Raw genomic sequence first — 20,295 nt, 5'->3', positions numbered from 1 at the left:
AAATCAGCCATCTCATGACCCTACAACGCTAAGCCAAAACCCAGCTGGCTGCTTGACGCATATTGAACAATCGTTGGCGTTATTGCCGGCAAATTCTGCCGCCTGGTACAAAATAAAATCCTACCAGTTAGATTATTACTTTGATAACCGCCACTTTGATGCCCTGCTTGCTGAGACCTCTGCCTTGCTGCAGCAGCCAACACGGCCCGATGTGTTTTTGCTGCAACTTTACTTTTACCATGCCAAATGCTTGTTCTGGTTTAAACGGCCAGATGACGCCAGGCATTTTGCCAACCTGGCGGTAGAAAAACTTGAAGGGGTATTTGACAATTTTGGATCGCCACTGCGTTTGGTCGAGCTGGCCAATTTGTATTACACCCTGAATGATCCGGCGCAAGCGTTTAAACTGCTGGCATTAGCGGAGCAGCAATACGGCAAAAGTCGTAACCCGCTATTTTGGTTTGAGCTTTATTCAAACCAGGCGCTGATAAAACATCAATGGCAGGAGTTAGCCGCGGCAGAATCTCTTCGTGCTAAGGCCTTGGAGGCAGCCCTTAGCATAGGCCACAAAGGTAAGCTTATCATTGCTTTTGGCAATTTAGCCCGCACCCAACAGTTACAACAAAACTTTAAGGCTGCTTATCAAAATTACCTGCAGTCTCTGCAGTATTTTACCCCTGGTCAGGACGATAACCATTTTGCCATTTATCAGCTTCGATTGGCTGAAATCAGCTGGCAGGATGGCCACCACCACCGCGCGGCAGAGCATTTAAAGCAGGTCAATGACAGCGTGCTAGGTGAGTATCACCTGGCGCTGTATCAAAAACTGATGAGCACCCCGGAGCTAATGGTGGTTATGCAACAAGATACTCATCCATCTCCACACTGATTATTGCCACAGCACCGGGCAGTGTTTTTTCGCCGCTTTTTCCAGTAACTGTAATAAAGGCTGCGCCCGCACCGTTAGCGCAATGCTGCGCTTTTGCGCAGCGTCCTGATGTATATCGTCGTCGATGGCCGATTCTGGTTGTTGGCGAGCAACATACTGCGCCAGTGCAGCGCGCAGCGCTTCAAGCGCAAGGGCGACATCCTCAGCGTATAAAGCGGAAGGCACTTTATCATCACGCCCCATCATATTAAGAAGTTTTAAGGCCACATCTGCAGTGTAGACAATATCTCCACTCGCTTTACTTTTGAAAGTGACAATCATTCTGCGCTCCTCGTACCGGCTATAGGCAGCCTGTCTATTTACTGCTAGGCTGAGCAATTGTCTAAGCATAACGTTAAAAGTCACCGTCATGTCAAAATATCTGCTCGCTATCGATCAGGGCACCACCTCCAGCCGCGCTATAGTGTATAACCGCCAACTTGAGGTGGTGGCACAAGCGCAGCAGGAAATTAACTTGTATTACCCCAAGCCTGGTTGGGTAGAACAAGACCCCGAACAGCTGTGGCAAAGTGTGGTCAGCTGCATCCGTCAGGCGCTTAAGCAAGCTGCATTGAGTGCCGCTGATATTGCCGCTTTAGGCATCACCAATCAGCGGGAAACGACCCTTTTATGGCATAAAGACACTGGCAACTGCGTATATCCGGCCATTGTCTGGCAAGACAGGCGAAGCGCTGATTATTGTCAACAGTTAAAAATCAGCGGCCAGGAGCCGCTGCTACAGCAAAAAACCGGCTTGTTGGCCGACCCCTATTTCTCGGCCACCAAGCTTCGCTGGCTGCTGGACAATGTTGCTGGCGCACGCCAGCAAGCAGAGCGTGGCGAGCTGTGTTTTGGTACCGTCGACAGCTATCTGCTGTGGCGCCTGACCGGCGGTAACGTGCATGCCACTGATGCCAGCAACGCCAGCCGCACCCTGCTATTTAACCTGCAACAGCATGATTGGGATAACGAGCTGTTAACGCTGTTTAATATCCCGCGGCAGCTGCTGCCGGAAATAAAGGATAATGCCAGCCTGTTTGGCTACTCCACTACTGACCTGTTCGGCACTGCCATACCGGTATTAAGTATGATTGGCGACCAACAGGCAGCGTTGTTGGGCCAGGCCTGCACCGCGCCGGGCATGAGTAAAAGCACCTATGGCACTGGCTGCTTTACGGTGGTCAATACTGGTAATAAGGTGTTACGTAGCCAGCATAAACTATTAAGCACCCTGGCCTGGCAACTGAACGGCCAGGCGACCTATGCCCTGGAAGGCAGCATTTTTATGGCCGGCGCCACCGTGCAGTGGCTGCGCGACAAGCTGGGCGTGATACAAAAGGCCAGTGACACAGAACACCTGGCCAGCCAAAGCCATTACCAGCAGTCGGAACTGTTGATCCCGGCCTTTACCGGCCTGGGGGCACCCTATTGGCAGCCTGAGGTAAAAGCGGCACTGCTTGGCATGACCCGCGACAGCGGTGCGCCACAACTTTGTGCTGCCGCACTATTAAGCGTGGCCTATCAAAGCCAGGATTTACTGCAGGCTATGCAAAGTGATGGCATTAATATTATCCAGCTGCGGGTTGATGGTGGCATGACGGTAAACCAATGGTTTTTGCATGCGCTAGCCGATATCTGCCAGCTTAAGGTTGAACCTGCTGCCAACAGTGACGCCACTGCACTGGGCGCCGCCTTTTTGGCGGCATTGCAGCTGGGTTGGTTTACTAAACTAACGGACATCAGCCAGGCATGGCGCGCTGGCCAGACGCTGTCGCCACAACTTAGCCATGATAGCGCACAGCAGTTGCAGCAGCGCTGGCAGCGCGCAGTGTCATCGCTACTGGCGCTGGATCTGGCAATACAATAACGGCTGTAGTATGTTAACAGCGCTAAGCTGAAGGAGCAGAACGCCGATGCGTACCATACTACTTGCCGTGTTGGATGCGGCCAGCCCACAGGATAAGCACACCTTATTTAATGCGTTAACACCGCTGGTGCAGACCGGCAGCACTGACGGCTATCAGCTGCAGTTAGCTACACTGCCTTATGCATTTAAACGCAGTTTGGTGGCGCTTGAGCAGCTGATTACCCAGCATAAACCGGCGGTACTGTTGCTGCTGGCACAAGATGCGACACAAACACAAATCAGCCTGGAAAAGGTTGCGCTAAATATTAACCACTGCCTAAGCCCGGATCAGGATAACCAGACTGCCAAAGACAGCCTGACCGCACAGCATGGCCCGGCTGCTTACTTTAGCAACCTGCCGCTGGCAGCACTCGTCAGTTCCCTGCAACAGCAACAGATCCCAGCTCAGCTGTCTTACCATGCCGGTACCGGCGTAGCCAACCATGCCTATTATGGTTTAATGCACTATATCAAACATCAGAACACTAACTTACAGGGTGCTCTGCTAAAACTGCCATTACTGCCAAAACAAGCTTGCCGCGTTGCCGGTGCTGCCAGCATTAGCGCGAGGCTTACCTGCGAGGCGCTAACACTGGTTACCCAGCAATGCGCTAGCAGCACTGCCGCCATCAGGGCTGTTTAGCTAAGCGATTAAAGTTAATATTATATTTGTTTTGCTGGAAATTTCGCTTGCATAAAAATTAAGCGCTTATTAGAATGCGCACGCTCGAAAGGCAAGTCACCCGAAAGGGTGAACACGCAAAGCTTCAGGTCTAAGGTTGTCAGTAAGCTGACTTCTACGATAGCTGGGCTGCCGTCGCTAAGTGCGATGTTTATTCTGCTCTGTCAGAGTTAAACGACATGCCTTATGTCCTTTCGTGTTTTGCAACAAGTGTTGCACTGATGATTGAACCTTAACTCATTTTGGAGCTTGAATATGAAAGCAAAATTATTGACTTTAGCCGCTGTTATCGCATCTACTTCATTTATCAGTGCTCCGGTTGCTGCCGACGACCAGTTAGCCATGTCTATCTGCTCTTACGTTGCGGCAGATAACAAGAACAATCTGCGTAAAGCCTTATCAGACAACCGTTTACGCCTGCGTAACGTGTACGATGGTATCGTATGTGACGGTTTACCACTGGTTCGCCACGCTATCAAGCACAACGCTGCAGACGCTGCCAGCTTTATTATCAGCCAGTTACCAGGCAGCCAGGTAGCCGCTTCAGGTGATATCGAGTGGGCCAACAGCAATGGTTTTGCCAGCTCGCCAATCATCAACGCTATCAAAGAGCGTAGCGCCAGCTAATATATTGATATTCTTAAAAAAGGCGCTTTTATAGCGCCTTTTTTTATTTAAGCTGCAAATTGCTATAACTACGCCTTTAAGCTAAAACAATGCTGTTTTACGTGTTCGGCAATACCCACCCCTGCCTCAGACATGGTCAAATAGGTTTGATCGGCTCCAGCCTCGATAATGTCACGCGCCTCATCATTGTGCATGCTGTGCGACACGATAAACCCGCTAAAACCCGCCGCTCTTAGCTTTTTCGCCGCGATCATTTTCGCTTCAACATCATTCATACTCAGAATAACCGCTTCAACCTTGCCAAAATCCAGCCCTTGCCAAAACACCTGATCTTCGGCATCCGCATAGAAAATATTAATGCCCTTCTTCTGGTGCTGTGCCACTTTGGCCGGATCCGAGTCCATGGCAATAATCTTGCGGCTATTTGCCAGGTAGTTATAGGCAGCAGTGCCCGTACGACCCATACCCATAATTAGTACGTCAGCATCGCCTAGGGATACTGGCTGCTCGTCCGGGTGATGAATGTTACGCTCAAATTTAAGCAGCCGATTACAGAGTTTATCGTACAAGGGGTGCGCCATGCGGTTAAGCGGCGCAGAGATAACAAACGACAGTGCCACGGTAAGTGCCAGTGGAATTAGCCACTCCGGTAACACTACACTGGCTACAATCAAACCAAACTCGCTGTAATTGGTTAAACTAATGCTGGCTAAAAACGCGCTTCGGGCACGCAGTTTAAACATAATAAGCAGCAGGAAAAACAGTATCGCTTTGACAGGCAGCAACAACGACATCACGCAGGCAAATAGCCAAGCGTTGGCATCCGGTAAACCGTCGATACCAATCTGCAAGAAAAAGCCAACCAGAAAGAACTCTTTAATACTCCACAGCGATTTTGACAGCTCACCAGCTCTAGGGTGTTTCGCCAGAATAGCACCAAACACCAGCGCGCCAAGCTCTGAGCTTAAACCCACCATTTCAAAGCCTTTACCACCAATCACCAGAGCCAACAATAAGCCAAACAGAATCAATAAATCTTCATGGCCACTGGCATCAAGCAACTTGTATAACAAAGGTCTGAGCAACGGCAAAGCAAACACCAGCAATGCCCAGGGGGATGGTGTAGTGCCGTTGGCCAGACTCATTACCAGCAATGCCAGCAAATCCTGTACGATCAGAATACCTATCGCCACCCGGCCATGAAAGGCGCGGATCTCACGTTTGCCTTCTAGTACTTTGGCTGCCAGTACAGTACTAGAGAATGCGAGCGCCACAGCCAGCATTAACGCCTGATACCAGCTAACATCGAAAATAAACAGCACCGCAGGTAGGGTAAGAATAATTGATAACGCAAAATGTAAGGTGCTGCCACCCAGCACCTCTGGCTTGCCCAAGCTTCGAACATTCAGCTTCAAACCAACGGTAAACAGCAGCAGTAACACACCTAAGTGGGCGACATGATGAATTATAGAAGGTCCTTCTGCCGGTAAATCTAAATCAGCAGCCGTTGCAGAGATAACAAACCCCGCCAATAAGTACCCTACTAAAGGTGGCAAGCCAATCGCTCGTACCAATAACCCTAAAGAGAAAGCAAACCCTATCCAAACCGCTTCAAGCATCCGTTAATTCCAGTTTTTTAGTTGTAAGTCTTTGTTTTATAAATTCAACGCAATTAGTGTGGATCATCTATATCTGGTTTTGAAGCAACATCTTGATCCTCTTTTCGCCGGCCAAACAAACTCCCATTTGCCCGGTGTAGCCATTCATTGTAGGTGCGGTGCACACCACGACGCATCGCCGATGATGAGTTTTCCAAAATATCGATACCCACCAGCACCGCCACGACCATAACAGATAATTTGATCGCGACGAGATCCTGACCAATGCCAATACATACGCCAATAGCCGCCAGCACCCATATCGTTGCCGCAGAGGTAACACCAATCACCATGCCATCACGCGCTAACATTACACCAGCACCCAAAAAGCCCACGCCGGTAATTACCTGGCCAATAATGCGCGATGGGTCGGTCATATTACTATTCACCGACATCGATGCAGCGATAAACACATAGGTCCCCATCACAATAAGAATGCTGGTGCGAATACCGGCTGGCTTACCACGTAATTGCCGCTCTAAACCTATGATAAAACCACACAATAATGCCGTGCCCAGCTCGGTCCAAGCAAAAGGACTAATACCAAACACCTGCTGCCAATCAACCATTGTTGTTCCTTAACGGTTACGTACCTGGTGCTTTGCCGCTTGCCATTCGGCCTGGGTGATAGGGCTGGTACTACCCTCATCGACACCTGAAAGTTCAGCCTGACGTTTTCTTAAAGCAACTTGTTGTAATATAGCCTCATTTTCAGCGTCTGTACGCCGATTCCAGTCAACTATTTCGGTTATATGACGATAACAGCCGACACAGACTTTATCGGCGTTTAGCCGGCAACAAGCAACGCAGGGAGACTCAACCACAATTTTTCCTTCCTTTATCGGCTTTAACCTGAGTTTTGACGCAAGATAATAGCGAAAAACTTAACTCCTATGCCAGTTTATGTCACTCTGATACGTAATTAGATAATTATAAAAAACCACCTTCCAAGGAACCGATGATGAAAGCTTTTACCCCCTGTCTGCTGGCGCTGACGCTCAGTAGTTTTTTTCTGCAGGCCGAAACTGAGAAAGCCCCAACCTGGGATGTTAACGCGCCGCAGGGCCAGTTTAACGAGGTTAATATTAAGGTTAACCGGGGCAGCTGGATGAACATTGCGTTAAGCCCGGATGGCAAGACAATCGCTTTTGACTTACTTGGCGATATCTACACCATGCCGGTTAGCGGTGGCGTTGCCAAACGCTTAACGCCGGACATTGGCTGGCAAATGCAGCCGACTTTTAGCCCGGACGGGAAATATATTGCCTATACCAGTGATGAAGGCGGTGGCGACAATATCTGGCTGATGAATGCTGACGGCAGTGAGCAGCGTGCCGTGACCAATGAAACGTTCCGTTTACTGAACAGCCCGGCCTGGAGCCCAGATGGCGAGTTTATCGTTGCTCGTAAACACTTTACTGCCAGTCGCTCTTTAGGCGCCGGTGAGATCTGGCAATATCATAAAACCGGTGGCAGTGGAGTTATGCTTACCGAGCGGCCCAACGATCAGAAAGACTTGGGCGAGCCGGCGTTTTCACCCGACGGCAAGTACATTTACTTTTCGCAGGATGATACGCCGGGTAAAACCTTCCATTACAGCAAAGACTCGGAAAGCGGCATTTATAAAATAAAGCGCTTTGAGCGCGAAAGCGGTAAATGGGAAGTGGTATTAGACGGCGCTGGCGGTGCTATTCGCCCCACACCGTCACCCGATGGTAAATATCTGGCCTATATCCGCCGGGTAGATTTTCAAAGCACGTTATTTTTGTACAACTTACAAAGCGGCGAGCATATCAAACTGTATGACGGTTTAGACCGCGATATGCAGGAAACCTGGGCCATTCATGGCGTTTATCCTACACTGGCCTGGACGCCGGATAACAAAGCACTGCTGTTTTGGGCCGGTGGCGAAATTAAAAAGCTCAGTGTTGCCGACAAAAAGCTGGCGACAGTGCCGTTTAGCGTAGATATCAGCAAACAAATACAAACTGCAGTGCGGGTACAGCAAAATCTGGATCAGGAGCAGTTTGATACTAAGATGCTGCGCTTTGTGCAGGTATCGCCCGATGGCAAGCAAGCGGTATTTACGGCGCTGGGGCATTTGTATATTACTGATGTGGCTAACCCCAAACCCCGGCGTTTAACCAAACAAAGCACCGACTTTGAATATTACCCACAGTTTTCCCGCGATGGTAAAGAGCTGGTGTATGTCGGCTGGAACGATAACAACCAGGGCTCGGTAAATATTCTGAATTTACGTAACGGCCGTATCAGCAAACTGACCAGCGAACCGGGCAAGTACGTTGAGCCGGTATTCAGCCCCGATGGCAAAACCGTGGTGTATCGCAAAACCGGTGCCGGCAGCCTGCTACCGCGGCAGTGGTCTTTGAATACCGGCTTGTATAAAATCAGCAGCAAAGGCGGCACGCCAGAGCTTATCAGCCGTAACGGCTATGCACCTATGTTTGCCGCCAGTAATGATGCTGTGTATGCCATGGATTATGGCAGTGCACCCAGCCTTATCCGTATAAATTTAACCAAGCATACGCAACAAACGCTGTACACTGCCAAATTCGGCACCGAGTTCAAACTGTCACCGGATGGCAAATATCTTGCCTTTGCAGATCGCTTTAAAGTGTTTGTTACGCCCTTTACCGAACGCGGCAGCGCTATTGATGTTAGCGGCAGCGATAAACAGTTTCCGGTAAAACAGCTGTCGGTGCGCGCCGGTGAATATATCAGCTGGGCTGGCGATAGCCGCCATCTTTACTGGAGCTTGGGCCCCGAGCTTTACCATGCCAGCATAGACGGCTTGTTTGACTTCGATAGTAAAGCAGATTTTGCAGCTAAAAACGGTGTTAACCTTGGCTTTAGTGCTGCAGTTGACAGCCCACGTGGTACCGTAGCTTTTGTTGGCGGTCAGGTGATTACCATGAACGGCGATGAAGTGATCCAAAATGGCGTGGTCGTAGTTGAAAACAACAAGATTATCGCCGTGGGTAAACGGGCTGATGTTGCCATCCCAGCCAAAGCAAAAGTGTTTGATATTACTGGTAAAACTATTATGCCGGGCTTATTTGATGCCCATGCCCATGGCAGCCAGGGTAGCAATCAGATTATACCGCAGCAAAACTGGCTGAATTATGCCTCGTTAGCTTTTGGTGTTACCGCCATTCACGATCCGTCCAATGATACCCGTGAAGTCTTCGCGGCCAGCGAGATGCAAAAGGCTGGCCGCATTGCCGGACCACGTATTTTCTCTACCGGTACCATTTTATATGGTGCTGAGGGTGCAGGTTACACCTCACATATCGACAGCCTGGAGGACGCCAAATTTCACTTAGAGCGCTTGCAAAAAGCCGGTGCTTTTAGCGTTAAAAGCTATAACCAGCCACGGCGTAACCAGCGCCAGCAGGTAATTCAAGCGGCGCGCGAACTGAATATGATGGTGGTGCCGGAAGGCGGCTCGTTAATGCAGCATAACCTGTCTATGATAGTCGACGGCCACACTACCATTGAACATGCGCTGCCGGCAGCGAAGGTGTACGACGATGTGAAACAGTTATGGCAGGCCAGCGGCACGGCATACACGCCGACGCTAAACGTGGCCTATGGCGGTATCTGGGGCGAAAACTATTGGTATGATAAAACCGAAGTGTGGAGGCACCCAAAACTGCGCACCTATGTGCCGATGGACGAGCTGGCACCACGCAGTATGCGCCGCCCTAAAGCACCTGAGCATCACTACAATCATTTTAACGTGGTTAAAACCGCCAAAGAGCTCAGTGATGTTGGTGTGGTGGCGAATATCGGCGCTCACGGCCAGCGCGAAGGTTTAGGTGCACACTGGGAAATGTGGATGTTCGCCCAAGGCGGTATGAGCCCGTTAGAGGCTCTGAAAACAGCGACGATAAACCCAGCGAAAACCTTTGGTATGGATCATCAGTTAGGTTCACTGGAAGTAGGCAAACTGGCTGATATTATCGTTATCGATGGTAACCCGCTTGAAGATATCCGCCAGAGCGATAAAGTCACTCATACTATGGTGAATGGCCGCTTATACGACGCCAATAGCTTAAACGAAATAGGTCTTCGCGACGTGCAGCGCCGGCCATTTGAGTTTGAGCCACGCTAAACCTGTACAGGGGCAGTTTTACTGCCCCTGTACGTTTTCACGACGGATATTGTTTAAGGCATTATTACTAAATGCAGCTGGTTGCGCTGCTGCTCGGCCTCCTGGCTATCAAACGGCAAGACCAGATCTTCTTTACCATCGCCGTTTACATCAAATACTTTGGCGCGGCTGGCATCACGTGGCAGTGCCAGTTTAAAGCGCTCTGCCCGGCGGCTAAATAAGCGTTTGTCTTCGTGCTGGTACAGCTTTAGCTGCCCGCTGCCCTCGCCCACCAATAGCGATTTATGCCCGGTTCCCTGCATATCTGCCAGTTTAAACAGCGGCATATCGTAGCGCAGATTACCAATGCTGACATCGATAGTGGCTTGCTGGCGGAAATCAGCCTGTTGTGGGTACTGTCGCTCACTGCTTAGCAGGTAAAAGTCGATATCGAGGTTGGCACTGCCCCGTAACAACACCCGGATAATAGTACCGACACCAAAATGCGTGCTGGGAATATAGAAATCTTGTCTGCCATCGGCATTAAAATCATCTATCACCACATCAATAGGTGAGGTATCCGTGGTAATAAAGGTATCCGGCTCGGCGTTAAAACTCAGCCCCTGCTCAGTCAGACTGCCAAAATGAATACGAAAGCTGTTGTTACGCTCCAGGGCGTCAGCCAGCTGCTCACGGTTAATCACTAAATCGACAATGCCATCGCCGTCTATATCAATCATATCTCGCAGCGTATCGATATTCTGACCGTTATAGCTGCGCCCGGCATCATTGCGCTGATCGGCCTCCTGCTCGGTCGACAGGCTTACCGGCCAGTTTGCAACAACAGCCTCAGCATTAAAGCTGCCATCGGCTTGCTGCAGAAACAGCTGAAACTTGCCGTCAGCGACAAAAACAATATCCTGCCTGCTATCGTTATTCACATCAGCAATAAAGTGGCGTCTTGGCGTGTAATCCGGGCTATTACGCCAACTGCGCATCGGGGCGGAAACGTTGAGTGGGTAATGTATAAAGCTACCATCGACCTGCTGGCGGTATAAATGTGTGTGCTGAAAATCCGGAATTAAAAAGTCACTCAGGCCCGAGCCTAAATCGACAACAAAATCGGCTTCGCGAAGGCGGTTTTTATCCAGTACCCGGTAAATTGACTCGCTGGCTACAATACGCTGGGCATAGCTGCCGTCAGCGCTTAGTACACTGACACCCCCTAAACCTAAAAACACCAGGGTTTCACTACTGCTACCGGCCAGTTTTGCCTGACTAAAATACTGCGCATCATCAGGTATCGGCAGCATGCGGCTGCTGTAGTCGGTTAAATTGACCACACTTAACCAACGCTCAAACTGGCTAAAGCCGGACACCGCCAGTTGTTTATTGTCGGCCAAATGCAGCACACTACCATTAGGTGGGTGTGGTAACGGAATAATTTGTGTGGTGATAGTGCTGGCCTGCGCTAGCGGCAATACCGCAACAACACACAGCAGCGTAGTAGCAAAAATAGTTTTAACCACTGGCAGATAAACCCTTAACGGTAGTTTGCGTTTGCTAAGAGTGCAGTACAGAACGAAAGTTGCCTCAGATCAACCTAAATCGTGCCGGGCAGCAATAAAAAAGGCCAGCAAAGCTGCTGGCCTCGATCACGTTACAGATCACACTACGCTATTAACGGGCGTTGGTGCTTTCAAAAATTTTATCAGCAGAGGCCGCGACAAAACCGGTGTACAGCAGGCCATTAGCCAGCGGATAACGACGGGCAAACTCATAGAAGCAGCTTGGAATGGTCGCTACGCTATCGCTAAACTGCACCGGGTGTAAATCAGCTAGCGTTGACGATTGCTCTAAATACACCTCTGGCGTGCCTTTTATCTCACCGCCTGAGGTATTCAGCAAAAAGCCTGCGTCTTTTAGTGCGCTGTTTACCTGCTGCAGGGTATCAAAGCTGTGTAAGTCATTAACGCTTACCGTGAAGTGGTTAGCGCGATAACCCCAGGCAGCAACCCAGGCAGCATACTCACTCTCTTCCAGCAACTTTTCATAGGTGGCCTGGCTTACCTGCCAGTGTGTGCCACTGTACAAGAAGTTATCAGCAGTCACCGCTTCAGCAGGAATTTGCTCAACCAAGGCAGTGATAGTATCACGCAGGTAAGCAGAGCATTTATCCAGCAACAGCTCAGAAATAAATACCTTTGGTAAGCTGCGATCCGGGTGCTCATAGTGCTTGGCATACAGCTTTTTCGCTTCAAAATGGTATTCACCACACTCTTCATAGCCCAGCGCTTTAAAGTGCGCTGCCAGTTTTTCCAGCCCGACTTTTTCCAGGTTAAAAGTACGCAGCGCAATATGATCGTTTATCACGTCATCCTGCTGCGAACTGCCCAGTAACTGGTGTACTTTTTTGGCAGAAGGAGTTACGGCTACATAGTCTTGCCACAGGTTGGCAAACAACACTTTTACATCAGTATGCATTTTTTATCCGCCTTTATTACACGTTATTACTTGTTTGGCCCTCAGGCCTTGTCTAATACGATAAATCTTGCCAGGTCGCCATCGCGCAGCCGCAGTGTATCGGCAAACTCAGCACTTAGCAGCAGTTGCTGCTGATCTGCATCAAACTTTGCGTTTTTACTGAAGCTGGCACGAAAGCCTTGTAGTTCAGTGTTCGATACCGCCAGCGTTTGCTCGCTTTGCACCTCAGTGATTTTAACCGGTACTTTTTTGCTGGCCGCCACTGATTTAATCTGGCTTAAGCGCGCTTCCACCGTTGGGCCGGCGTCAAATAAGTCGATATAGCCGCGATGGGCGAAGCCCTCGTTCTCAAGCATTTTCAGCGCAGGTTTAGTGTTTTGATGCACCTGGCCAATCACCTGTTGCGCGCACTCTGGCAATAAGCCAACATAAATCGGGTGACGCGGCATCAGCTCGGCAATAAAGGCTTTTTTGCCAATACCAATTAAATGATCGGCAGTGGGAAAATCGATAGTTAAAAACAGCTTTTGCAGCCAGTGCCAGAATGGCGGCTGGCCATCAATGTCGGCCGCGCCGCGCATCTCGGCAATTACCCGGTCGCTAAATCGCTCAGGGTATTCGGCCATAAACAAAAACCGTACTTTGGATAAAAACCGGCCAGCATGGTTACGCCGGTAGCTTTCGCGTAAAAACAAGGTGCAAATCTCTGACGCGCCGGTGTAATCGTTACACAAGGTCAGGGTTTTTAGCTGGTTAAATACGTTTAACTCAGCACTGTGATGAATAACGGTATTTTGCTGAAAGTGATACAACGGTGTGCCTAAACCCACCGCAGCTTCAATACCGGTAGTACCCACGATTTCACCGGTTTGTGTATCTTCCAGCACAAACAGATAGCCCTGATCGCCCGGGCCATCTACCTTAGCCGCAAAGCTATGCTCGGCATGGGCAATTTTTTGCTGCAAACGTGCATCATTAACCGGCAGCGAGGTAAACCCCGCGCCAGACTCAATAGCAATTTGCTTTAGTGCAGCAAAATCCGCTGCCGTTATTGGCCGGATCACTAACATAACTTAGCCCTTAACCACTTGCGCAACGGCTTGCTCAAAACGGGCTAAGCCTTCAATGATATCGGCATCAGGAATAACCAGCGATGGCGTAAAGCGGATCACGCTGGTGCCAGCCACTAAGGCCATTAAGCCCTGGTCGGCTGCCGCCAGCATAAAATCACGTGCTTTGCCGGCGTAATCGCTGTTTAACTGGGCACCAATTAATAAGCCCTGGCCACGTACTTCGCTAAATACATGGTATTTTTCGTTAATTTTGTTCAGCCCGTCTTTAAACAGCTGCGCTTTAGCTTTTACGCCGGCTAACACGGCCGGCGTATTCACCGTATTAAGCGCCGCCAAGGCCACTGCACAGGCCAGCGGGTTACCGCCGTAAGTCGAGCCATGGGTGCCAACCACCAAATGCTTGGCAATCTCGGTAGTGGTTAACATAGCGCCAATCGGGAAACCGCCACCCAGCGCTTTGGCTGTGGCTAAAATATCCGGCGTTACGCCATAGCCCATATAGGCATACAGCTCACCGGTACGGCCAACGCCGGTTTGTACTTCGTCAAAAATCAGCAGGGCGTTATGGGCATCACACAGCTCGCGCACGCCTTTAATAAACTCAACCGAGGCCGGCATAACACCGCCCTCGCCCTGCACCGGCTCTACCATCACAGCACAGGTGTTGTCGCTGATAAGCGCTTTTAAGCTATCCAGGTTATTAAACTCGCCATGCACGATAGCATCGGGCTTAGGGCCAAAGCCGTCTGAATAGGCTGGTTGACCGCCTACGGTAACAGTAAAGAAGGTACGGCCGTGAAAGCCTTGTTTAAAGGCAATGATCTGGTTTTTCTGCTCACCATATTTGTCTTTGGCATAACGGCGTGCCAGCTTTAATGCCGCTTCGTTAGCTTCCGCGCCAGAGTTAGCAAAATAGACTTTTTCGGCAAAGGTCGTGTCAACCAACGCTTTGGCCAGCAGCAGCGCCGGTTCATTAGTCATCACGTTAGATAAGTGCCACAGCTTGTCGGCCTGATCTTTTAATGCTGTCACTAAGGCCGGGTGACAATGGCCTAAACAGTTAACGGCAATACCGCCGGCAAAATCGATAAACTCGCGGCCGTCCTGATCCCATACGCGTGAACCTTCACCTTTTACCGGGATAATTTTTGACGGCGCATAGTTAGGTACCATCACTTCATCAAATAAACTTCTTGTTACCTGCATAAAAACCTCACTGCTGTCTGTGTTTAGCCGACCTTGGTTCGAATAATACGTGGCGGCGCTTTTTAAAGTGCCTTTATTATATTGGTCAGCAGTGTCATATTGCAGTATCATTATCAGCAATTTTACTACTTAATATTACAATTTAACGGCATGGATTTGCAAAGTGATAAGCAAAGAAGATGAGAAGTTACTCGCCGCCCTTAAGCACAATGCCCGGGCCAGTATTTCCGACCTGGCCCGGATGCTTAATTTATCGCGTTCTACGGTACAAACCCGCATTGCCCGCTTAGAGCAAAGTGGCGTGATAAAAGGCTATTCGGTCGATTACGGCGAGGATTACCTGACATCCTTAGTATCGGCCCATGTCAGTATTAAGGTGCGGCAAAAGTTAACTGCCAAAACCAACGTTGAGCTAAAACAAATCCCGCAGGTGTCGGCGTTGTATGCCATCAGCGGTGAGTACGATCTTATTGCTATAGTGCAGGCGCAAAGCACCGAGCAGCTAAGCCATATCCTGGATGACATCGGTAATTTAGACGGCGTAGAGCGCACTAATTCGTCAGTAATTCTGGAAACAAAATTTAAACGTTAGCGACAATATTGGCGGCTGCCAGCCGCCATAATGCCTGACTAACTATATCAGCGTAGCAGGGTCACAGTCGGTTCGCGTTGTTGCTGCCATAGCTCAGGCTTTGCTTGCAGGTAGTCAATAAAAGCTTGTGCTGCGACTTTACAGTCTACCCCCATGCTATCGCATGGCAGTGCTGGCAGGTTTGGATAGCGGGCGGCAAAAGAGAGCTTGCCACTGCTGTCGGACCTCGCTTCAACTTTCATTACCGGATACAGCGCAGCCTGCTGCTGGCGTAATACCAGATCGACCCGATCGGATCGCTCTGCCTGTAGCTGTTGCAGTAGCTGCCAGCCATCATTACCATCGGCCAGATAACTGGTGGTCACTAATGTGTAACGCGCGTTGTCATCCAGAGGTTGCCAACGGCCTTGCTGCTGAATATCCAACTGGGTAAGAATTGCCGTATCAGGCCCATTTTGCTTGGCAGTGTAACGAATACCGGCAACATAAGGGAATTTACCGGTATGGGCACCGGCTACCACCGACTGGCTAATAATGTCGGTAAGTAGGGCTCTCAGCTCACTGCCCTTTACGCTTAGCACACTTAGCGGCGTATTAAAGGGCAATACCTCCAGCCGGATATTGCCCTCGCGTATTTCACCGGCTGGCAGCGGCGCACGGATATTGCCGGCGCCAATCAGTGCCAGCTGCACCGGCTTTTTCATCAGCCGCTGCACATCATCGGTGTTGACGTACCACAGCATGGCATCGGCAATATGGCCGGCAAGCTTAGAGCCATGCTGGTCACTGCCACCAGAGCCTGGCAAACGCACATGTGCTACTTCGGCATCCGTTACGCTAATAACCTTGCCATAAGCCTCACGTACCGCCGGCAAGTAGTTGTTATCCAACACGGCGCGAAGCATTAGGTCTTCCTCAACAATGGCGGTGCCCGGCAGCCTGGCCACAAAGTGCTCTGTCGCCTGCTGTGCCTGGCTATCGATACGGCTGTCGTTAGTGCGAAGTGCTGAGCTGAAATAGTCACGGCTGGCCAGCAAGGTATTGCCGCCGCTGCAAGCCGTTAGGCGGCCATCGCGGTTAAATGTGAGTTCAGCCTGCCCTACCGCCTGGGCAAATTGTCCGGCCTGAACCAAACAAGTGCGGCCGACGCCGTCGGGATTGGTAACAACTTCGGCATAAGGCCGCTGCTGACCTAAATACCAGTGGCGAAAATCACCTAACAGGCTGTGCGAATGGCCGCCAACGATAGCATCGATGCCATTAACCGCGCTGGCCAGTGCCAGGTCGCGCTGATGGCCTAAATGTGTCAGGGCAATAATGTGTTGCACGCCTTGCTGTTGCAGGTAATCGACAGTGCGCTGCGCCGCGGCTACTTCGCTGTCAAACACTAAAGCGCCGGTATCGGGGGATATGCCGCGCATATCTTCCAGCGCCACCCCCAATACCGCCACCAACTCACGCCCGGCGGCCAGTTTTGGTGATGCTATGGCGCTAAGTTGGTTATTTTCCAGGGCAAATAACTGATAAGGCTTTAAATTAGCACTGTTTGCCAGTAGTGGCTCGTTTGAGGTGTCGACATTGGCCGCCAGCACGGGGAAATTAACCTTGTCGATAAAATCGGCCAGTTTGCTAAGGCCAATATCAAACTCATGATTGCCCAGTGCCATCGCATCAATATTCATTCTATTCAGAATATCGATATTAATGCGCTGCTCGAACAGCTCAAAATAAGCGCTGCCTTTGAAAGCATCACCGCCATGTAAAAATAGCGCTGGTATGGCATCTTGCCGGGCTTGTACACGTAATTGCTCGGCTTTTGTCAGCAAACGCGGATGGCCACCAATAAAGGTATAAAGCGACTGACTGTCGGCATTTTTAAAGGCGGCCGGGCTTGGATCAAACTGTGAATGGGTGTCATTAATATGAATAAGGCGCAGTGTCAGGCCAATATTATCGGCAGATGGCGTAGTGCAGGCAGTAAGAAATAATACAGTGCACAGAAAGGCAGTTTGCCAAAAGGCAGTGTGCTGTAAGCGCTTCATAACTAAACCCAATACAGTTAAAGATAAAATGGCCGGCTACCTTAAATACAATTCACTGCCGGCTCAAGTGAAAAAGATATGACAGCGCCAAATTTTGCCTAGTGCCAGGCTACCTGGCTGCGGCCCTGCTGCTTAGCACGGTACAAAGCCGCATCGGCACGTTCAAATAAGCTGCGAAAATTATCATCTGCTTTTAATGTGGCAACACCAAAACTGGCTGACACCGTTAACTGCTCATCCAGTGTAATGTGTTTTAGCCGCTCAATAATGCGTTGCCCTATCGCTACCACAACGTCCTGCTCAGTGTGCGGCAGGATCACGACAAACTCATCACCACCATAGCGGCCTATCACATCGGTTGGCCTGAGCATTTGCTGCGCTGCCAAACATGCCTGCTGCAGTACTTCATCGCCTTTACTGTGACCGTATTTGTCGTTAATTTGCTTAAAGTGGTCGATATCAAACACCATTAAACACAAAGCCTGATGCTGCTCCAAGCTACGGCTAATCTCTAAACTCGCCCGTTGCTGTAAGTGCTCGCGCGAGGCTACCCGAGTCAGGCTATCGGTAGAGGCTACCAGTTTAAGCTGCTGATTAGCTGCCGTTAAACTGGGTACAGCCAATGCAAATAAGGCATTAGCGGCAATTACGTTGATGGCAAACTGATACACCATGACGTAATCCATCAGCGCCAGTACGTTCACCAACAAGGCAATCACAAAGCTGCTTAACGCCACACTGACTGCGTTGTAAAATGGCGCTTCGGTGCTGGCGATCCACATATGCGGGATCACCAAAAAGAAGATAGCAAAGGCGCTTTCGGGGGAATCGGCATACCAAGCCAGCAACATCGCCAGACTGAGCAGGCTGATATTTAGCAGTAATTTGTACTTAAACTGCTTGCTGGCAATACGTTGCTGTGGCCCCAACACATCATCAAACACAAACTTGGGGGCTGGATATAACACACTAAGCAAACTTGCAAACAACGGCGCTATCACGATAACGCCCGCCATATCACCAATCCAGAAGGGTAGCCAGGTACGGCTAACCTCGGCGAACGGTAACATGCCAGACACCACCAAAGCACAAATCACCAAAGCTGTGGCCAGCAGCGCAGCAAGCGCGGCTATCACTAAAAAGCTAATGACAAAAAGGGGTAAATTAAACGCTGCGCTAAGCGCTATGTGGCGAAGTAGCCTGGCGCCGGCGTAATAAGGCAGAATATGCGCGATGGCAAACAGCAACCCGGCTTGGGTTAATTGCCAGAAATTAAGGTTTAATTGGTAGTAATGCCCGGCCCAGTAGGTAATACAGACACAAGCCGCTAGCAGCACTGGCATTACCCGTACGCCAACGATAAATAGTGCAGCAAAGGTTAAACCAGCCGCCGGAAACCAGACACTGGCATGCTCGGTATATTCAACCAGCAAGCCTAACATCCACACCGCTAACCAAAGCAAAAATAGCAGCAGATTGCGCCAAAGCACTGAGCCCGACAGTTGCCGGGTTACATCAGATAAGGCGTGGTAAAAATACGGCATAGCAGTTTTTTATTGTTATAGTTGCCAAAGCTTAAGCCGATTTATAACGCGGCGCGAATTTTTTCTGCTAAGGCTTTAATTTTTTCCATATCGCCCATTGCCGCGCCGTGGCCTTTTAGTTTCGATAAATGCTCTGGGATTAAATGAAAATGTAAATGCGGCACGGTTTGGCCGGCGGCTTCGCCATTCAGTTGCATCAGCACCACGCCCTCAGCACCTAAAGTAGATTTTAGCGCCGACATCACTTTTTGTACTGTGGTCATGGTATGGCTAAGCTGGTCTGCCGGGATATCCAGCAGGGTCTGTGCGGCAAATTTCGGGATCACCAGGGTATGGCCATCTGCCTGCGGCATAATGTCCATAAAGGCCAGTGTATAGTCGTCTTCATACACTCTAAAACTTGGGATTTCGCCGCGCAGAATTTTGGCGAAAATATTATTGTTATCGTAGCTCATGACATACTCCCAATTAACCTTTAACCGGGAGTATGCTAGCACATTATTTTATTTCAAGTGCTGGGCATGGAACCGAAAATGTTGCTCAATAAAGCTGGCGATGAAGTAGTAGCTATGGTCGTAACCTTGCTGCATACGGATCTGTGCCGAGGCGCCGCTTTGCTTTGCTGCCGCAATCAGGCTGTCGGTGCGCAGCTGCTCAGGGTAAAAGCTGTCAGCGCTGCCCTGGTCAACCAGAATAGGTGGAGGGCTTTTCGCCCCTGCCAGCAGCACTGAAGCATCATACTGCTGCCATTGGCTTTTATCTTCGCCTAAATAGCCAGTAAAGGCTTTAATGCCCCAGGGGCAGTTTACCGGGTTACCAATTGGCGAAAACGCTGAGATGCTGCGATAACGCTCAACGTTCCGCAGGCCAATTACCAAAGCACCATGGCCGCCCATTGAATGGCCACTAATACTGCGTTTATCTGACAGCGGTAGCTCTGCCTCAACCAGTGCCGGTAATTCGCTGACGATATAGTCATACATTTGGTAGTGCTTAGCGAATGGTTCACGCGTCGCATTGACATAAAAACCGGCGCCTAAGCCAAAATCATAAGCGCCGTTTTCATCATCTGGTATGCTCTCACCGCGTGGGCTGGTGTCCGGTATGATCAGCGCAATGCCAAGTTCAGCAGCGATACGCTGGGCACCAGCTTTAGTGGAAAAATTTTCGTCGGTGCAGGTTAAACCTGACAGCCAGTATAGCGCAGGCACCCTGGCGTTATCGGCTTGTGGTGGTAAAAACACCGAAAATTGCATCTCGCAGTGCAGTACGGATGATGGATGTTTAAAGCGGATTTGTTTGCCGCCAAAACACAGCTGTTCGCTCACTTTGGTTAATGCTGAAATTGTCATAATTTACCCATAGTGTGTAGGTAGGACAGATTACAACACCCGCCCTGGCTCGTCACAGCAACTATGCCGGGCTATCCTGCCCAGCAC

General features: G+C 50.0%; 18 protein-coding genes and 1 riboswitch. Of the genes, 6 read left to right on the top strand and 12 right to left on the bottom strand.

Annotated features, from left to right (window positions below; translation table 11 throughout):
* Positions 1-52 precede the first annotated feature (52 nt).
* Positions 53-889, top strand: coding sequence for a tetratricopeptide repeat protein (locus ABGI61_RS14785; protein ID WP_347602437.1), 837 nt, complete (start codon positions 53-55; stop codon positions 887-889).
* Here the strand turns inward: ABGI61_RS14785 and ABGI61_RS14780 are convergent, their stop codons facing one another.
* Positions 890-1,210 (bottom strand): DUF1840 family protein, encoded by a 321-nt coding sequence (locus tag ABGI61_RS14780; RefSeq protein WP_347602435.1) that lies wholly within the window; start codon positions 1,208-1,210, stop codon positions 890-892.
* Positions 1,211-1,298: 88 nt separating this feature from the next.
* Here ABGI61_RS14780 and glpK point away from each other — a divergent pair, with 88 nt between their 5' ends.
* The 3 genes from glpK to ABGI61_RS14765 all read left to right on the top strand — a co-directional run bounded on the left by glpK (position 1,299) and on the right by ABGI61_RS14765 (position 4,143).
* Complete coding sequence (gene glpK / locus ABGI61_RS14775; RefSeq protein WP_347602432.1) at positions 1,299-2,795, top strand: glycerol kinase GlpK; 1,497 nt, start codon at positions 1,299-1,301, stop codon at positions 2,793-2,795.
* A 46-nt stretch (positions 2,796-2,841) separates the two neighbouring features.
* On the top strand, positions 2,842-3,477 hold the full coding sequence (locus ABGI61_RS14770; protein WP_347602429.1) for a pyroglutamyl-peptidase I: 636 nt from the start codon (positions 2,842-2,844) through the stop codon (positions 3,475-3,477).
* A gap of 80 nt (positions 3,478-3,557) precedes the next feature.
* A riboswitch (cyclic di-GMP riboswitch) is annotated at positions 3,558-3,653 on the top strand.
* Between the two features lie 118 nt (positions 3,654-3,771).
* Entirely contained in the window at positions 3,772-4,143 is a 372-nt protein-coding gene (locus ABGI61_RS14765; protein ID WP_347602426.1) for a DUF3718 domain-containing protein, read from the top strand.
* A gap of 68 nt (positions 4,144-4,211) precedes the next feature.
* Here ABGI61_RS14765 and ABGI61_RS14760 read toward each other — a convergent pair whose 3' ends face one another.
* From ABGI61_RS14760 to ABGI61_RS14750, 3 genes are read right to left on the bottom strand one after another with little or no spacing between them, the layout of a single operon-like run.
* The gene (locus tag ABGI61_RS14760; RefSeq protein WP_347602423.1) at positions 4,212-5,762 is read right to left on the bottom strand and encodes a cation:proton antiporter domain-containing protein; all 1,551 of its coding nucleotides are present in this window, start codon (positions 5,760-5,762) and stop codon (positions 4,212-4,214) included.
* Between the two features lie 53 nt (positions 5,763-5,815).
* Positions 5,816-6,370 (bottom strand): MgtC/SapB family protein, encoded by a 555-nt coding sequence (locus tag ABGI61_RS14755; protein ID WP_347602420.1) that lies wholly within the window; start codon positions 6,368-6,370, stop codon positions 5,816-5,818.
* A gap of 9 nt (positions 6,371-6,379) precedes the next feature.
* The gene (locus ABGI61_RS14750; RefSeq protein WP_347602417.1) at positions 6,380-6,625 is read right to left on the bottom strand and encodes a DUF1289 domain-containing protein; all 246 of its coding nucleotides are present in this window, start codon (positions 6,623-6,625) and stop codon (positions 6,380-6,382) included.
* A 134-nt stretch (positions 6,626-6,759) separates the two neighbouring features.
* Here ABGI61_RS14750 and ABGI61_RS14745 point away from each other — a divergent pair, with 134 nt between their 5' ends.
* Entirely contained in the window at positions 6,760-9,936 is a 3,177-nt protein-coding gene (locus ABGI61_RS14745) for an amidohydrolase family protein (RefSeq protein ID WP_347602414.1), read from the top strand.
* Between the two features lie 53 nt (positions 9,937-9,989).
* On the opposite strand, the gene ABGI61_RS14740 is transcribed toward ABGI61_RS14745, so the two are convergent.
* From ABGI61_RS14740 to ABGI61_RS14725, 4 genes are all read right to left on the bottom strand, one after another.
* On the bottom strand, positions 9,990-11,444 hold the full coding sequence (locus ABGI61_RS14740; RefSeq protein ID WP_347602411.1) for an FG-GAP repeat domain-containing protein: 1,455 nt from the start codon (positions 11,442-11,444) through the stop codon (positions 9,990-9,992).
* Positions 11,445-11,595: 151 nt separating this feature from the next.
* Positions 11,596-12,399, bottom strand: coding sequence for a DUF1338 domain-containing protein (locus ABGI61_RS14735; protein ID WP_347602408.1), 804 nt, complete (start codon positions 12,397-12,399; stop codon positions 11,596-11,598).
* A gap of 41 nt (positions 12,400-12,440) precedes the next feature.
* Positions 12,441-13,469: an arginine N-succinyltransferase gene (gene astA / locus ABGI61_RS14730; RefSeq protein ID WP_347602405.1), complete on the bottom strand. Its 1,029-nt coding sequence runs from the start codon at positions 13,467-13,469 to the stop codon at positions 12,441-12,443.
* A gap of 3 nt (positions 13,470-13,472) precedes the next feature.
* Positions 13,473-14,678, bottom strand: coding sequence for an aspartate aminotransferase family protein (locus ABGI61_RS14725; protein WP_347602403.1), 1,206 nt, complete (start codon positions 14,676-14,678; stop codon positions 13,473-13,475).
* 163 nt (positions 14,679-14,841) lie between these two features.
* On the opposite strand from ABGI61_RS14725, the gene ABGI61_RS14720 reads away from it, so the two are divergent.
* Positions 14,842-15,270 (top strand): Lrp/AsnC family transcriptional regulator, encoded by a 429-nt coding sequence (locus ABGI61_RS14720; protein ID WP_347602400.1) that lies wholly within the window; start codon positions 14,842-14,844, stop codon positions 15,268-15,270.
* A gap of 47 nt (positions 15,271-15,317) precedes the next feature.
* Here the strand turns inward: ABGI61_RS14720 and ABGI61_RS14715 are convergent, their stop codons facing one another.
* The 4 genes from ABGI61_RS14715 to fghA all read right to left on the bottom strand — a co-directional run bounded on the left by ABGI61_RS14715 (position 15,318) and on the right by fghA (position 20,208).
* Complete coding sequence (locus ABGI61_RS14715) at positions 15,318-17,312, bottom strand: bifunctional metallophosphatase/5'-nucleotidase (RefSeq protein ID WP_347602397.1); 1,995 nt, start codon at positions 17,310-17,312, stop codon at positions 15,318-15,320.
* Between the two features lie 98 nt (positions 17,313-17,410).
* Positions 17,411-18,856, bottom strand: coding sequence for a GGDEF domain-containing protein (locus ABGI61_RS14710; RefSeq protein WP_347602394.1), 1,446 nt, complete (start codon positions 18,854-18,856; stop codon positions 17,411-17,413).
* Positions 18,857-18,897: 41 nt separating this feature from the next.
* Positions 18,898-19,311: an HIT family protein gene (locus ABGI61_RS14705; RefSeq protein ID WP_347602391.1), complete on the bottom strand. Its 414-nt coding sequence runs from the start codon at positions 19,309-19,311 to the stop codon at positions 18,898-18,900.
* 48 nt (positions 19,312-19,359) lie between these two features.
* The gene (gene fghA, locus ABGI61_RS14700) at positions 19,360-20,208 is read right to left on the bottom strand and encodes an S-formylglutathione hydrolase (protein ID WP_347602388.1); all 849 of its coding nucleotides are present in this window, start codon (positions 20,206-20,208) and stop codon (positions 19,360-19,362) included.
* Positions 20,209-20,295: the final 87 nt, after the last annotated feature.

This window comes from Rheinheimera fenheensis, assembly GCF_039871805.1.
In the GTDB taxonomy this organism is placed as follows: Bacteria; Pseudomonadota; Gammaproteobacteria; order Enterobacterales; family Alteromonadaceae; genus Alishewanella; species Alishewanella fenheensis.
The sequence above is the reverse complement of the archived record's forward strand: the minus strand, read 5'-3'. Positions and strand labels throughout refer to the sequence as shown.

Coding starts and splice junctions, on each gene's coding strand:
- ABGI61_RS14780 (WP_347602435.1), bottom strand. CDS start 1,210: ATGATTGTCACTTTCAAAAGTAAAGCGAGTGGAGATATTGTCTACACT.
- glpK (WP_347602432.1), top strand. CDS start 1,299: ATGTCAAAATATCTGCTCGCTATCGATCAGGGCACCACCTCCAGCCGC.
- ABGI61_RS14770 (WP_347602429.1), top strand. CDS start 2,842: ATGCGTACCATACTACTTGCCGTGTTGGATGCGGCCAGCCCACAGGAT.
- ABGI61_RS14765 (WP_347602426.1), top strand. CDS start 3,772: ATGAAAGCAAAATTATTGACTTTAGCCGCTGTTATCGCATCTACTTCA.
- ABGI61_RS14760 (WP_347602423.1), bottom strand. CDS start 5,762: ATGCTTGAAGCGGTTTGGATAGGGTTTGCTTTCTCTTTAGGGTTATTG.
- ABGI61_RS14755 (WP_347602420.1), bottom strand. CDS start 6,370: ATGGTTGATTGGCAGCAGGTGTTTGGTATTAGTCCTTTTGCTTGGACC.
- ABGI61_RS14745 (WP_347602414.1), top strand. CDS start 6,760: ATGATGAAAGCTTTTACCCCCTGTCTGCTGGCGCTGACGCTCAGTAGT.
- ABGI61_RS14735 (WP_347602408.1), bottom strand. CDS start 12,399: ATGCATACTGATGTAAAAGTGTTGTTTGCCAACCTGTGGCAAGACTAT.
- astA (WP_347602405.1), bottom strand. CDS start 13,469: ATGTTAGTGATCCGGCCAATAACGGCAGCGGATTTTGCTGCACTAAAG.
- ABGI61_RS14725 (WP_347602403.1), bottom strand. CDS start 14,678: ATGCAGGTAACAAGAAGTTTATTTGATGAAGTGATGGTACCTAACTAT.
- ABGI61_RS14715 (WP_347602397.1), bottom strand. CDS start 17,312: ATGAAGCGCTTACAGCACACTGCCTTTTGGCAAACTGCCTTTCTGTGC.
- ABGI61_RS14710 (WP_347602394.1), bottom strand. CDS start 18,856: ATGCCGTATTTTTACCACGCCTTATCTGATGTAACCCGGCAACTGTCG.
- ABGI61_RS14705 (WP_347602391.1), bottom strand. CDS start 19,311: ATGAGCTACGATAACAATAATATTTTCGCCAAAATTCTGCGCGGCGAA.
- fghA (WP_347602388.1), bottom strand. CDS start 20,208: ATGACAATTTCAGCATTAACCAAAGTGAGCGAACAGCTGTGTTTTGGC.